The sequence below is a fragment of the Bacillus sp. AR8-1 genome (genome assembly GCF_008042345.1).
GTDB classification, from domain to species: Bacteria; Bacillota; Bacilli; order Bacillales; family Bacillaceae_G; genus Bacillus_A; species Bacillus_A cereus.
Genome location: NZ_QNUB01000019.1, coordinates 210,476 through 225,209 on the forward strand (window position 1 = coordinate 210,476; position 14,734 = coordinate 225,209).

The window sequence follows — 14,734 nt, forward strand, 5'->3', positions numbered from 1 at the left end:
ACCCTTCTTACTTATCTTTTTTGCCATTGTGAAGTTCGGTTACGAAGTGCTTTCGTTCCCCATTCATATACAACTCTCACTACAATATTTGTAACAACAATAAGTACACTCATTGCAGCTGCTGGCGCTACATTTCCTGCATCATCCATATTTACGATTGATACGGCAGCTAGTTTAAAATCAGCTGCATATAGGAACACAACTGCCGATACAGTTACCATTGAATTTACGAAGTAGTACATTACCATTTCTAAAATTGCTGGTAAACACATTGGTACTGTTACTCGGAAGAATGTTTTATAAAACGGAATACCCATCGACTGCGAAACAAGCTCAAACTCTCGGTCTAATTTCTTTAAGGCAGTCGTTGCCGTGACAAATGTTACAGAATAAAAATGAATGATATTTACTAGTACTAATACAGCGATTGTTCCGTATAAAGAATGAAACGGATTCGTTACTGATAGTCCAAGAATTTGAATCGTTGGTTGACTAAAGAAAAAGACATATCCTAATCCGAGTACTAAACCTGGTATCGCTAACGGCACTATAGAGAAAAAGTAACCTGTTTTTCTAAAAAATTGTAGCTGGTCTATTTTCTCAATTGCATATGCGAATACAAATGTTAAGATCGCCCCAATAACTGCTGTAACCGCTGAAACAATTACGCTATTTTTAAATGCTTCAAGTCCATCTCCTGTTAAACTGGAAAAATTAAAATGCTCAAATGTAAAACTCATATTATATGGCCATACTTTCACACTTGCAGCAATACCAACTGCAACAAATAATAGAATGATCATAAGGGTAATCACACTACAATATATGAATGAGATTACATCTCTTTTCTTATTAGCTATTATTCTGTATGGTACTGCTTTTGAAGATAAGAAATTCGCCTGCTTTCTTTGCGTAATACGATCAACTACAAATGCGAATATAGCTGGGATTAATAAAATCATTCCGACAGTTGCACCCATCGGCATATTTTGCTGTCCAATTACTTGTTTGTATACGTCAGTAGCAAGCACATTATATTGCCCACCAACAATTTTTGGTGCCCCAAAATCAGTAAAACTAAGTGTAAACACAACAAACATTGCACTAATTAATCCGTACTTTACACTAGGTAAAGTAACCGTGAAAAATTGCTTTGTTTTACTGGCTCCTAACATATTAGAAGCTTCATATAAACGATAATCAGATCCTTGAAAGGCAATTAGCAATATGAGAAAGGCTTGCGGAAATGTATACATAACTTCAGCTATTACAATTCCTATTGGTCCATATAAAGGGATTTGTATACCTTCAAATAAACCAAACATTCCTTTCGTTACTAGCCCTTGATTACCAAATAAATATGTAAGTGCTATACCGTGCATCATCGTTGGTGCAAACAATGGTAATAACGCTACATACTGAAATACGCGCTTTCCAAAAACATTCGTACGGGCAATTGCATATGCGTAAACGAATGCGATTGCAACTGAAATCATTGTTGTGGCGCCCGAAATCCATACTGTATTTTGTAAAGACTGAACTAAAGTTGGTGTTGTGAAATATTTACTGAAATTCGCTAAACCAATGAAAACTCCATCTTTATTATAAAAAGCTTGTGTAAATAGTTGTAATAGCGGTAATACAAGTATGATAAGGAAGGAAAGAATCATACCGATAATTACGAGCCTTTGGATCCATTCCTCTTTCCCTATACTTCTCTTAATCTTTTTTTTCGTACTTTCTACCTTATAGTTTTCTAACATCTCCATCTATACAATGACCTTCTTTCCATATGACAACATATGATTTTCTGAGAAAGAGATTTGAATCGGCTTTCCTTTTCTAATAGCCGTTGCTTCTACTTCTGATGCTAATATATCCACTACAATTTTCTCATTATAAAGGTGTGTGTTTTCTTCTACGACTCGCACTTCCGTCCGATATACAGATCCGCGAAATTCCATACTTTCCACAACTGTTTTAATACCGTCCTTTTGTACAATTGTTACATGTTCAGGACGAATTGCATGTTCTTCGTTATTTTTCGAAAAGAAATTAATAGAACCAATAAAATCTGCCACAAACGGATTGGCTGGTCTTTGATAAATCTCCTCTGGTGTTCCAATCTGCATAATTTCCGCATGATTCATTACAACAATTTTATCAGCCATCGTTAATGCCTCTTCTTGATCATGCGTTACCATAATCGTCGTTATTCCTATTTTCTCTTGCAAATCACGCATTTCCCTACGTAATTTTTCACGCACTTTTGCATCTAAAGCTGATAACGGCTCATCGAGTAACAAAATATCTGGAGACAGAGCGAGCGCACGTGCAAGTGCTACTCGCTGCTGTTGTCCACCAGACATTTGAGCAGGATATTTATCTTTTACATTCAGCAAATCTACAAGTTTTAACGCATCTAGCGCTTTCTCTTTCACTTCTGCTTTCCCATATTTTTTTGTCTTTAAGCCGTATTCAATATTTTCAAGTGCTGTTAAATTCGGAAATAAAGCATACGATTGGAAAACCATTCCGAAGTTTCTCTTTCCAGGAGGCAATGCTGTAATATCTTTTCCATTCACAGCTATACTGCCAGTCGTTGGTTCCTCTAGTCCCGCTAAAATGCGAAGCAACGTCGTTTTCCCACAGCCACTCGGGCCTAATAAACAAACAAACTCATTTTTGTTCACAGTAAAAGAAATATCTTTTAACGCTGTAAATGCATCAAACTGTTTTTGAATGTGTTGAATTGATAAATATTCGCTCATTTTTCTCTCTCCCACTCACTTACTTTTTCGGTTCTGCTTTTTGGCCAAACTCTTTTTCCCATTTTTCTAAGATTTTGTCACGATTTTCTGCTGCCCATTTAAAGTCATTCTTTTTATATAATTTTTCAGTAACATCTTTCGGGAATCCCTCTGGAAGTTTATAATCATTTTTAATTGTCGCAAATCCATTTTTCTCAAAGTATAACTTCATTACATCATCAGTAATTGCCCAATCTAAAAATGCTTGTGCTAATTTATCATTTTTCGCATTATCTTTCTTAATAAGTGCGTTCGCTTCTACTTCCCACCCTAATCCTTCTTTCGGCAGTACAACTTCAACTGGTGCACCTTTTTGTTTCTCTTTTAAAGCACTATAAACCATTGATACACCGACTGGATATTCACCTGCTCCTGCTAATTTCGCTGGTTTTGATCCTGAATGCGTATAACTTGCCATATTATCATGAAGTTTCTTCATGTAATCCCAGCCTTTATCTTCACCCATGATTTGTAGCCATGCAGAAACTGTTAAAAATCCTGTTCCAGATGATGCTGGATGTGGCATAACAAGTGTTCCTTTATACTCTGGTTTCGTTAAATCTTCATATGATTCTGGCATCGGTAAATTTTTCTTCTTTAACTCTTCTTTATTTACAGCAATCCCCGTCATAAATGCAGTATTTCCTACCCATTTTTCAGGTTGCTTATCATCTTTAAATTGTGGAAGAACACGATCTGCTCCTTTTGGAGAGTATCCTTTTAACATATCTTTTTTATCTAAAGCTAATAGACTTGATGCCGCAGTTCCCCATACAACATCTGCTTGTGTATTTTTCCCTTCAGCTAGCAATTTCGCAGTAATAACTCCTGTTGAATCACGTACAATGTTCAATTTCACATCAGGATATTTCTTTTTAAAGGAATCAAGATAAATTGGTACAAGCTCTTCTTCAATTGCTGTGTAAACAGTTAATGATCCAGATAATTTGTCATCTTTCACTTTCGCTCCAGCACTTTCTTCCTTCTTTGCACCACACCCCATTAATAACGAAAATACCATTCCAGTCGCTACAGCTTTAAAGATTGTTTTTTTCACTGTTTCTCTCTCCTTTTACAAATCTTATGTACAACTCAAATATAAACAACTAGTGTAAAAGCAGTATTAAACCAACATTAATCTTTTGTTTGTTGTTTGTTTTTGTGTAATACGTTGCTACTTCTATGTTTTTTCGCATTTTTCTGCTAATAGAAAACACTAAATTTACAAATAATTAAAAAAACCTTTATAATCCCACAAAAAAATGAGGCGTTTGTAAAAAACGCCTCATTTTTGTTTCCCTTTTTTTGAATTACGATTAGCATACTTTGCGCTATTTTCTCCTTCATACTCTAATGCAAATTCTGCATCTGGTAAGCTTTCTTTCGGAGTTTTATTATTATTGATTGCCGCATTTTGTTTCACTTTTCTTTTTACCAATACATTCACCTGCTCTCAAGAAATCACTTTCTACTCTAGTTTGAAACAACTTAAAATAATTATTACTGGCAAGTGTTAACAAGTACATAAGGGGCGTTAGATGGAAATACTACATATGAAGAAATCATTATAAAAAGGAGCGATAATTTTGAAGAAAAAAGAAAAGATTCAATCACCAATTTTAGACGAAACGCTCCCGCATCAAATGAATTTTCCATCTTTTAAAGGAACAGGAAAAACGATGCAACAACCTTTTGTGAATCAATATAATGTTGTAATTGGAGACAGTAAATATAATTCCGAGAACAGTCCGCTTAACAATTGGAGTGATGAAGTAGATCCTGCCATTATGGCTGGCGATGAGTGGATCCATCCGACAAATGATATTGGGTGGATTTCAGAAGAAAATCAAGAGTTACTAAAAAACGAAGTGGATAATAAAAATGAAGCTTTTATGCATCCACAATTTGGTATTAACGACTAAAAAACCATTCTACCTAACGTAGGTAGAATGGTTTCATACTATCCAATAATAATCCGCTCTTTCGGGTATTTATAGCGAGGTGGTTGTTCCCTTCCACCACTAGCTAAAATAAATGTTAAAATACCAACGCGTCCGATAAACATAAGCACAATGAGTACAAGTTTCCCAACAGTTGTTAAATCAGGCGTAACACCTGTTGATAGTCCCGTCGTTCCGAAAGCAGAACAAACTTCAACAATTAAGCTCATAAGCGGTACATTTTCCGTAATAGATAAAATGAATAGCGCAGTAGCACATAACAAAATCCCCATCGTCATAACGACAGATGCTTTTAGTACATCCTCTTCATGTAGCTGACGTTTGAAGACTCTAACTGTTCTACCGCCCCTTGCAAAGGTGTATAGTGACAATATACTAACAGCAAATGTAGTTGTACGTATTCCGCCCCCAACCGAACTTGGAGATGCCCCTATAAACATTAATATACTCATAAATAAAAGCGTCGGTTGTGACAATTCACGTATATCCATCGTAGCAAGTCCACCACTTCGCGTCGTCACAGATTGGAATAATGTATAAAATACCGTTTCATGCCATGACTTTCCTACTAAAAAGTGATTTCTCTCCAGTAAAAAAATCATAATTGTACCAACAACAACGAGTGCAAAAAATGTTGTTGTCGTCAATTTTGTAAATAATGAAAAACGAAATAATTGTTGTCCTCTTTTACTAAGGAATTGCTTCACTTCCATTAGCACAGGGAAACCAATCGCCCCTAAAATAATTAGTAACATATGAATCATTTGAACAATATAATCTTTTTTATACGGAATTAACGATTGTCCTGTTAAATCAAATCCACCGTTCGTAGTCGCACTAACTGCTGCAAAGAAACCGTGAAAATAAGCTTCTTGCCAAGTCGGAAAGTAAAGTAAAAATCTTGTACCTAATAGGATTGCTCCAATAAGTTCTATCGAAATAATTACAATTAAAATAGAACGCATCAATTCTACAAGACCCGATAAATTTCCTTGATTATGGTCTGCCATAATTAATCTTCTTCTTTGCAAACCAATCTTTTTCCCCGTAATGATCCAAACAAATGTACCAAGCGCCATAATTCCTAAGCCGCCTAATTGTAAAATAAGGGCTAAAACAATAATTCCTGCTGTAGTAAACGTATCTGAAATCGTAATAACAGACAGCCCCGTAACACTTACCGCACTAACCGATGTAAAAAGGGCATCTATAAATGTCCATTTCACACCAGGTTTCGTAACAAACGGTAAACTAAGCAAGATTACCGATACAACTACTGCTAATAAATAAAATAAAACAATGAGTTGTACTGGACGTAATTTTTGTAAAAACTTTTTTATATCTCTCATTCCATCACTTCGCTACCTTTTTTCTATCGATTAAATAAAGAAAAATCTTCCCTTTCTTTATTTGTAAATAACTGTTCAAATAATTTGGCAAAGACCATTCCATATACAGTTCCATTACCTCCATACGGCAATGCGTAAAACAAATTATGTATCTTTTCGTCTTCTTTTAAAATGGGGAGACCATCATGAGTACCACCAAATGCGGCTGCCCAATAGTAGTCTGCCTGTATATTTTTATACTGCGGGAACATCTCTTTTACAATATTAATAAGGATATCACGCTTATGCAATAATTTCGTATCACCGATTGTTTGAATTTGCATCGCTTCATCTAATCCGCCTACAATAATGCGGTTTCGATACGTTCGAAAATATAAGTAAGGCCGTTCCGTTTCCCAAATTAACGATCGCTCATGCCAGCCTTCAAACTGATCTATTTCATTTGTTACAATTGCATAAGAAGTTTCTACTGTTGTATTTTTTTCTTTCTTTCCAAAAAGCGCTTCATAACCTGTCGCCATAATAATATTCTTTGCTACAATTTGATTTCCTGTTTTCGTGTAACAAATTAAATCATTTTGGCGTTTTTTTATATGTATTGCCTCTGTATGTTCATATATATTAGCTCCTATTTGGTTTGCTTTATGCAAAAAACTATGCGCTAATAAATACGGATTCACCTCAGCATCACCTTGCGTATATAACGCTGCTTGTTTTGCAAAAGAATAACGTTTCTTAATATCAGCTTCTGTAAAATATTCAACTGGAAATCCATAATTCTGTAACGTATTATATTCCTCTTGTAAAAATGAGACATCCTCACTTTTACTTGCATAATATAAACTATTTCGCGGAATAAAATGGGGATCAATATCAAGAGTCGGTATAACCTCTTCCATTGTTCTTAGCGCTTCATAACAAAGCTTATATGCTCGTACCCCTTTTTCTTTACCAAATGTATGGATAAGGGAGGTTAACGATTTATCATGAAGGAATTGTAGTAAACCTGTATTAGCAGCTGTGCTACCACACCCAATTGCTCTTTTTTCAATAAGCGTAACACTCATGCCAATTTTCGCTAACGAATGCGCTATATGAGCACCAGCTTCGCCGCTTCCGACTACGAGCACATCACATATCATATCATTTTCTAACAGTGGATAACAAGGTACAGAAACTCCTGTATTCCAAAACAACTTACCATTCATAAGTTTCATAATTATACTCCTAAAATATAAGTTTCTCCTTTCTATGTTTTGTTATTTTCCATAAAAAAATCCAACTAACATAGGCTAGTTGGATTTTTTATTTTTAATTAGAACGCTCTTCAAGCCAATTTCCAATCGTCGGATATGTTTGTTTTACAGCTGTTCCACCGTAAACGATAGACATATGCCCTGTCGGTAAACATACATATTGTTTATCTGTGCTAGAAATATGGTCTAGTAATGCTTCTACTTGACATGGCAAAGCAATATGATCACGTTTCCCGGAAATATTTAAGACATTCGCCTTAATATTTGCAAGGTCTACCTTTTGTCCGCGAATAACGAGTTCACCCTTAACCAGTTTATTATTTTGATAAAAATCACGAATCCACTGTCTGTATGATTCACCTGGGAACGGAATACCATCACCAACCCACTTTTGAACCAATCTCCAGCTTTCGACGAAGCGCTCATTCTCTGAACGATCTACTAAAGCAACATATGGACCGACAAAGTTCGTAATTGGTTTTAACATTTTGTTTCCGAAATCAATCATTTCTGGCGGAATATTTCCAAATGTATCAACCGCTTTATCTAAATTGAAGTATTTCTCATCTAACAAAGGACCATACAATCCTGTTTCAGAGAAATCAAAAGGACTTGTCATGAAAATTAAATTACGAATTGGCATGTGCGGATGAAGTGCTGCATAAATAGAAGTTAGCGTTCCACCCATGCAATAACCAAGTAAAGAAATCTCGTCCGATTTTGCAGTTCGCATTACTTTTTTTACTGCTTTTGCAATATAATCAAACACGAAATCATCAAATTTCAAATGACTATCTTCTAAACCAAATGTGCCCCAATCAAGCATATACACATCAAAACCACGATCCACTAGATATTCCACTAAACTATTTCCAGGAGTTAAATCCATAATATATGGTTTATTGATAAGAGCATATATTAACAGAATTGGAACTCTTTGTGTTTTTTCTTGTTTTGGAATGTAGCGATAAAGCTTCGTCTTATTCTTCGTCCAAATAACCTCTTTCGGCGTTAATCCTACTTGCGGCTCTGGTTCACGTAATAAAATTTCACTCGCCCTTTTCACTCGGCGGTATGCTTTTCGGTACTCTTCTGGGTATAGCTCTAATTGCTTTTCCCATTCTGTTGCGAATGTAGTCATTTTTTTATCTCCTTTTTGGTCGATTTCCTTCTTAAAAAAAGAAGTGCATTCCTGCTATGGATATGCACTTTTTTCTTACTTCATTACATATATAATCCGCCGTTAATGTTTAATTGCTGACCTGTGATATACGCACCGTCACGGCATAGGTATACTACACCTTTTGCAATTTCATCAGCTTGACCAAAACGTTTTTTCGGGATTTTTGCAACGATTTTTTGACGTACTTCTTCTGGCACTTCTGCTACCATTTCAGTATCAATAAATCCTGGGCAAATTGCATTTACAGTGACATTTGTTTTTGCAAGTTCTAACGCTAATGATTTTGTAAATCCTAACATACCCGCTTTTGCTGCTGAGTAGTTTGTTTGGCCAAATCCACCTGCTTGACCAATAATAGAAGAAATGCTAATAATTCTTCCTTCTTCCGCTTCCGTTATGTATGGAAGAACCGCGCTTGTCGTATTAAATACGCTACTTAAATTCACGTCAATTACGCGCTCCCAATCTTCACGATTTAACTTTTTGAATGTACGATCTCTTGTAATACCAGCATTATTAACAAGAATATCAACTTTACCAAAATGATTCACAGCTTCTTCTACAAGTCGGTTTGCATCTTCTACTTTAGAAACATCCGCTTGCACTGCATAAACGTCATGTCCGTCTTTTCCTAGTTCATTTACTAAGTTTTCAGCTGCTTCTTTACTGCTATTATAGTTAATAACAACTTTAGCGCCCTCTTGTGCTAACGCTACTGTAATTGCTTTTCCAATCCCTTTTGCTCCACCTGTTACGATTGCTACTTTTCCATTTAATTGAACCATTTCTTTTCCCCCTTAAATGAATTTGTGAACGATTGTTATGAATCATTTTGGTACTCATACTGTAGAGTCCCTATATAATTATGTTTCGCCGTTTACATGTGAAAAGAGATTCTCCCTCTCTCTTTTGCCTGTTATAAACAAGCGCTTTTATCATTTTTTATTTTCCGGCTTATTCGCAGGCTTTATCTCTTCTTTTACAGGTACTTGTAGTTTAGCTAGTACTGCATTTTGCTTTTCTAGCAATTCTAAAATTTGATTTACTTTTGTTTCAAGCGTACGAATATCTTGTTTCACTTTTGTCACATCACGCTTTAATGTAGGAGCTTGTCCTAAAGAATCTACTTTCTCCTCTAGAAACTCCTCAATGTTATCTACTTTATTTTCTAAGTTAATAACAAGCGTAGCCACTCTTGCGATATCCTCTTTCGTCGGCACATTTACTTGTTCTAAATAGTTTTTTGTCGTATCATTTAATGCTTTTTGATAAAACAAATTCAAATCTAGAACGCTGCCCATCCAAGCAGAATATTCTTCTGTTTTAATTGTTTCATTGAGCGCTTTTCCCCAAAATGTTTCGGTTTGTTCATAAGCATTTTTCCATGCTTGTAGTGGATCGAATTTTTGATCAATCACTTTACCTACACTCCCTTTTTCTTTTTTGAAACAATTCAACCTATTCACTATTTTCTAATATTCTGAATAAAACTTCAAGTCTATATTTTATTTTTTTCTATTTTCTAACAAATGTGTTGACTTTAAAAACAGATAGGTGTAAATTGCACTTATAAGCAAAGAATTCCATCTAACTGATTCATGAGGTGATGCACAATCATGCTACAAAATGAACCAGAACAACGCGAAAGTTTGGAGAACAACCAAGCGAAACAACCAAACTCCATGCCAAAAAACTTCTTAGTTCCCTTCTTACTTCTCTGTCTAAAAGACTGGAGTCTTCATGGTTACAAACTTATTCAAATGCTAATGGATATCGGCTTTTCTTCTGTTGACCAAGGTAATGTTTATAGAACACTACGCAAATTAGAAAAAGAAAACCTTATTTCTTCTACTTGGGATACAAGCGATGGAGGGCCGGCAAAAAGAATTTATTCTTTAACTGAATATGGAGAGCAATATTTAACAACATGTGCGACTTCTTTTGAACATTATCAAAATATGTTGCGGACGTTTTTCACGTTATACACCAATGCATTCTTTCCATTTTCTACTTCTCCAGAAAAGGATGAAAAGGATTCTTCATCTTCACCTGGTGGTACAGCAGAGTAATCTGCGTTCACAATATGTAAAAAAACATTTGGGGGTCAAACAATGGAAACTAAACCATACGAATTAGTCGATGCATTTTGGAAAAACTGGTCTCAATCACTTTCCCTTTTTTCTTCAGCTGGGAAACAATTAGAGCAACTTACTTTAGAAACATTAAAACAACAACAAGACGCTTTGCATAAATTAACATCAGGAGTAGATGAACTAGAAAAAGAACTACAACAAATCACTGCTCAGTTCAATAACCAATATACAGATTACGTGAAACAATTAACTGGTAACTCCTTAAATGATCAAATTAACGAGTGGCAAGACAAGTGGAAAGAACTTTCTGCTCATATGCAGCAGCTTACTGTTTCTCCTACAAAAACATCTTTGTCAATTCTTACACAAACAAGCGGTCAATTTGAAGAAACAACAAAACAAATTATTGAGCAACAACAATTACAACGTGAAGAGGCTCAAAAACAGTTAGAGGGTTTTTTGGAAGAGTTCAAGTCAAAACAGTTGGAACTCGCAAAAAAGTTCGAGGAAAACTCAAAAAATCTATTTACTTCCATCAAGTAAGAAAAATGTGGGAGCTAACTGCAGCACAAACAAAACTCTTTCTTCCTCCTACTACATCAAGATGGCTAACATTTTTCGATATGGAAAAGAAGGAGGACAAAATGAATCCATTTCAAGAAGCACAAACTGTTCCGGAGCTTCGTTATGATGAGATTCAAGTCGGTGATCAAGCATCCCTTACAAAAACAATTACAGATGAAGATGTTATCAATTTTGCAAAATTGACTGGAGATGTGAATCCTATTCACATTTTAGATTCTTTTGCAAAAACGACAATGTTTAAAGAACGTATTGCTCACGGTATGCTCGTTTCGAGTTTTATTTCTACCATCCTTGGAACGAAACTCCCAGGCAAAAATACGATTTATTTATCCCAAAATGTTTCATTCCGTGCCCCTGTCAAAATCGGTGATACACTTCGCGTTGTGGCAGAGGTTATTAAGAAGCGTGACGATAAAAAAATCATTACGTTGCAAACAAACATATATAATCAATCAGATGATATTGTCGTGGAAGGAACAGCGACAATACTAAAAAAAGAGTAGCAAAGTTGCTACTCTTTTTTTCTATCCAAGAACTTCTAATCGCACCGATTACTTCCGCGTATGAGTATGTCATTTCCACATAAAATAACGTTACCAGTTTAGATAAGAACTTAGCTGAACTGGACTACTCATAAGGATGTGTATCAACATGGTAAAAACAAACAAATTATTAGTTCCAGGTGCAGAACAAGCGCTTGAACAATTTAAATATGAAATTGCACAAGAATTTGGTGTAAGCTTAGGTTCTAATACAGCATCTCGTTCTAACGGTTCAGTTGGCGGTGAAGTAACAAAACGTCTTGTTGCTTTAGCTCAACAACAATTACGTGGATAATTATATAACATATGGCTTAGAGGCAGATATTATCTGCCTCTTTCTATTTTCAACATACATAATAGTGCTTTTTCACATACTAATCAAAGCAAAACGAAAGGAGCAATATGTGACATGAAACGGATTAATATTAGCATGAGCCCTCCCCGCGTTCTTACTTTATCTTTTATTGTATTATCAGTTGTCGGCACATGCTTATTAAAACTGCCAATTGCTACGACAACGTCCATTTCATGGCTCGATGCCTTATTTACAACCGTTTCCGCTTGTACTGTTACTGGGCTTGGTGTTGTGGATACTGGAAAAGTGTTTACTTTATTTGGACAATGTGTCATTTTAACGCTTATACAAGTTGGCGGGCTTGGCATTATGAGCTTTGCGGTCTTAATTGCTATTATGCTCGGAAGAAAAATCGGTCTTCAAAACCGTATTTTATTACAACAAGCATTAAATCAAACGAATATCGGCGGCGTTATCCGTCTTGCCAAAGCATTATTTTTATTCTCTTTTACAGTCGAATGTATCGCTACTTTAATTCTTTCTTTTGAATGGGTACCCAAATATGGGGTTGCCAAAGGGATCTATTATAGTTTTTTCCATTCAATCTCAGCCTTTAACAATGCTGGTTTTTCTGTGTGGAGCGATAATTTAATGTCCCATTCTCATAGCATTCTTGTCAATTTCGTCATTTCCTCTCTAATCATTTTAGGTGGAATTGGTTTTACAGTAATTGTAGACATAAAAAGAAAGAAAAACTTTAAAAACCTTACACTACATTCAAAACTTATGCTCACTTCTACTCTAATCGTCAACATTATTGCTACCCTTTTTATTTTTATATTCGAGTTCCATAACTCCCTTTCTATGAGAGGTTTTACCCCATTTGAAGAAGGAATGGCCTCTTATTTTCAAGCAATTTCAACACGAACTGCCGGGTTTAATACTGTTGATATTTCTACATTGTCAAAACCTTCCCTCCTATTAATGATGCTCCTTATGTTTATTGGTGCTGGTAGTGCTTCAACGGGTGGTGGGATTAAGTTAACAACATTTTTAATCATATTTTTTGGCGTATTTAAATTTTTACAAGAACAAGAGGATATTGTCGTATTTAAAAAATCCATTAAAGATACTCTCATTGTCAAATCATTAACCATTACTATTATTTCCATTTCATTTATCTTTTTTGCTATTTTAATTTTGAGTATTACTGAGCGAGTTCCTCTATTGATGAGTGCTTTCGAAGTATTTTCAGCATTCGGGACTGTTGGCCTCAGTATGAACTTAACACCCCACTTAACTATAATCGGAAAAGCTATTATTATCTTTATGATGTTTTTTGGCAAAATGGGGCCTTTAACATTGGCTTTTTCATTTGCTCGTAAAAAGAACCGGAAAATAAAATATCCTAATGAAGATATTTTAACAGGTTGACAACCGTATCAATTATCCATATAATGAGAATACAATAACATATCTCCAAAGGGGAGTAGCGTCCAAGAATATTTCTTGGAAACAAAGTCGTCATTACGTAGAACTTAGTTCTTCCGGCTTTGTTGGCATTTTTATTACATATGTCTAGCAAGACCTTTGCCTATTAACGGCAGAGGTCTTTTTTGTATTCATTTCCAAATTCTTCCAAAGTTAATAGGCAGGAGTATGGGGAAACTAAATAGTGGGGAAATTCTTCACTTATTTAGAACTTATAGAGATGAGAGGAGAATGTACATGGATGTATCATTATTATTGGAGTATGGTTGGGTATTACTCATCCTAATTGCACTTGAAGGGATTTTAGCGGCTGATAACGCTCTTGTTCTTGCAATTATGGTAAAACATTTACCAGAAGAAAAACGAAAGAAAGCACTATTTTACGGATTAGCGGGGGCATTTGTTTTCCGATTTGGATCGTTATTTATGATTTCGTTCTTAGTCGATGTATGGCAAGTGCAAGCAATCGGTGCCATCTACCTTATGTTTATCGCTGGTAATCACTTATTTAAAACATATGTTAAAAAGAATACAGATGAAGAAACAGAAGAAAAAGAAGCAAAGAAAAAACAAGAGAACTTCTGGTGGACTGTATTTAAAGTTGAAGTTGCTGATATCGCCTTCGCAGTTGATTCAATTTTAGCTGCGGTTGCACTAGCAATGACTTTACCAAAAACAGGATTAGGTACAATTGGTAGTCTAGATACTGGGCAATTCGTTGTTATCTTTGTAGGTGGACTTATCGGATTAATCATTATGCGATTTGCAGCAACTGCATTCGTACAAATCTTAAAACGTAAACCAGGACTTGAAACTGCAGCATTCTTAATTGTAGGTTGGGTTGGTGTGAAGCTAGCAGTTTATACATTAGCACACCCTGCATTAAATGTAATTCCACATTCATTCCCAGAATCCACTCCGTGGAAGCTTACATTCTGGATTGTATTAGTCGGAATCGCAGTTGGTGGTTGGTTCTTCTCAAAAGAAGTAGAAGTAAAAGTAGAAAAGAATTTAGACGAAAAAGCGCTGTAATTACAGCGCTTTTTCTTTTTCCTTTCTTCCTCTCAATGTCCAGAAAAAATTCCATTATACTACCCTTTGTAAACGTTTTCTTAACGTATGTATGTCCTTTTTGTGAAACATTGCACAAACTTATTGAAAGTGAGAAC

16 protein-coding genes and 1 riboswitch are annotated in these 14,734 nt (G+C 35.4%); of the genes, 7 read left to right on the forward strand and 9 right to left on the reverse strand.

The window, feature by feature from the left end:
* Positions 1-11 precede the first annotated feature (11 nt).
* The 4 genes from DN400_RS16180 to DN400_RS29515 all read right to left on the reverse strand — a co-directional run bounded on the left by DN400_RS16180 (position 12) and on the right by DN400_RS29515 (position 4,248).
* Positions 12-1,769 carry a putative 2-aminoethylphosphonate ABC transporter permease subunit gene (locus tag DN400_RS16180; protein WP_000425531.1) on the reverse strand — a complete coding sequence of 586 codons (1,758 nt, stop codon included), beginning with the start codon at positions 1,767-1,769 and terminating at the stop codon, positions 12-14.
* Entirely contained in the window at positions 1,770-2,771 is a 1,002-nt protein-coding gene (locus tag DN400_RS16185) for a putative 2-aminoethylphosphonate ABC transporter ATP-binding protein (RefSeq protein WP_000006196.1), read from the reverse strand.
* A gap of 19 nt (positions 2,772-2,790) precedes the next feature.
* Positions 2,791-3,867 carry a putative 2-aminoethylphosphonate ABC transporter substrate-binding protein gene (locus DN400_RS16190; protein ID WP_000750893.1) on the reverse strand — a complete coding sequence of 359 codons (1,077 nt, stop codon included), beginning with the start codon at positions 3,865-3,867 and terminating at the stop codon, positions 2,791-2,793.
* A 228-nt stretch (positions 3,868-4,095) separates the two neighbouring features.
* The gene (locus DN400_RS29515; protein WP_000240799.1) at positions 4,096-4,248 is read right to left on the reverse strand and encodes a hypothetical protein; all 153 of its coding nucleotides are present in this window, start codon (positions 4,246-4,248) and stop codon (positions 4,096-4,098) included.
* Between the two features lie 148 nt (positions 4,249-4,396).
* On the opposite strand from DN400_RS29515, the gene DN400_RS16200 reads away from it, so the two are divergent.
* On the forward strand, positions 4,397-4,732 hold the full coding sequence (locus tag DN400_RS16200) for a DUF3905 domain-containing protein (RefSeq protein WP_000726028.1): 336 nt from the start codon (positions 4,397-4,399) through the stop codon (positions 4,730-4,732).
* A 38-nt stretch (positions 4,733-4,770) separates the two neighbouring features.
* On the opposite strand, the gene DN400_RS16205 is transcribed toward DN400_RS16200, so the two are convergent.
* The 5 genes from DN400_RS16205 to phaR all read right to left on the reverse strand — a co-directional run bounded on the left by DN400_RS16205 (position 4,771) and on the right by phaR (position 9,977).
* Positions 4,771-6,120 carry a TrkH family potassium uptake protein gene (locus tag DN400_RS16205; RefSeq protein ID WP_001204706.1) on the reverse strand — a complete coding sequence of 450 codons (1,350 nt, stop codon included), beginning with the start codon at positions 6,118-6,120 and terminating at the stop codon, positions 4,771-4,773.
* 23 nt (positions 6,121-6,143) lie between these two features.
* Complete coding sequence (locus DN400_RS16210) at positions 6,144-7,337, reverse strand: NAD(P)/FAD-dependent oxidoreductase (RefSeq protein WP_000772526.1); 1,194 nt, start codon at positions 7,335-7,337, stop codon at positions 6,144-6,146.
* A 94-nt stretch (positions 7,338-7,431) separates the two neighbouring features.
* Positions 7,432-8,517: a class III poly(R)-hydroxyalkanoic acid synthase subunit PhaC gene (gene phaC / locus DN400_RS16215; RefSeq protein ID WP_000206336.1), complete on the reverse strand. Its 1,086-nt coding sequence runs from the start codon at positions 8,515-8,517 to the stop codon at positions 7,432-7,434.
* 83 nt (positions 8,518-8,600) lie between these two features.
* Positions 8,601-9,344, reverse strand: coding sequence for an acetoacetyl-CoA reductase (locus DN400_RS16220; protein ID WP_000250407.1), 744 nt, complete (start codon positions 9,342-9,344; stop codon positions 8,601-8,603).
* Between the two features lie 150 nt (positions 9,345-9,494).
* Complete coding sequence (gene phaR / locus DN400_RS16225) at positions 9,495-9,977, reverse strand: polyhydroxyalkanoic acid synthase subunit PhaR (RefSeq protein WP_147801747.1); 483 nt, start codon at positions 9,975-9,977, stop codon at positions 9,495-9,497.
* Between the two features lie 198 nt (positions 9,978-10,175).
* On the opposite strand from phaR, the gene phaQ reads away from it, so the two are divergent.
* The 6 genes from phaQ to DN400_RS16255 all read left to right on the forward strand — a co-directional run bounded on the left by phaQ (position 10,176) and on the right by DN400_RS16255 (position 14,597).
* Positions 10,176-10,628, forward strand: a complete 453-nt coding sequence (gene phaQ / locus DN400_RS16230; protein WP_000939954.1) for a poly-beta-hydroxybutyrate-responsive repressor — start codon at positions 10,176-10,178, stop codon at positions 10,626-10,628.
* Between the two features lie 42 nt (positions 10,629-10,670).
* A complete protein-coding gene (gene phaP, locus DN400_RS16235) occupies positions 10,671-11,195 on the forward strand; it encodes a polyhydroxyalkanoic acid inclusion protein PhaP (RefSeq protein ID WP_147801748.1) in 525 nt (174 codons plus the stop codon).
* A gap of 101 nt (positions 11,196-11,296) precedes the next feature.
* Positions 11,297-11,740 (forward strand): MaoC family dehydratase, encoded by a 444-nt coding sequence (locus DN400_RS16240; RefSeq protein WP_001067916.1) that lies wholly within the window; start codon positions 11,297-11,299, stop codon positions 11,738-11,740.
* Between the two features lie 148 nt (positions 11,741-11,888).
* Positions 11,889-12,074, forward strand: a complete 186-nt coding sequence (locus DN400_RS16245) for an alpha/beta-type small acid-soluble spore protein (protein ID WP_000241212.1) — start codon at positions 11,889-11,891, stop codon at positions 12,072-12,074.
* 114 nt (positions 12,075-12,188) lie between these two features.
* On the forward strand, positions 12,189-13,508 hold the full coding sequence (locus DN400_RS16250) for a TrkH family potassium uptake protein (RefSeq protein WP_000822356.1): 1,320 nt from the start codon (positions 12,189-12,191) through the stop codon (positions 13,506-13,508).
* 38 nt (positions 13,509-13,546) lie between these two features.
* Positions 13,547-13,712: riboswitch (yybP-ykoY riboswitch) on the forward strand.
* Positions 13,713-13,802: 90 nt separating this feature from the next.
* Positions 13,803-14,597, forward strand: a complete 795-nt coding sequence (locus tag DN400_RS16255; protein ID WP_000383326.1) for a TerC family protein — start codon at positions 13,803-13,805, stop codon at positions 14,595-14,597.
* The last annotated feature ends 137 nt before the right edge of the window (positions 14,598-14,734 follow it).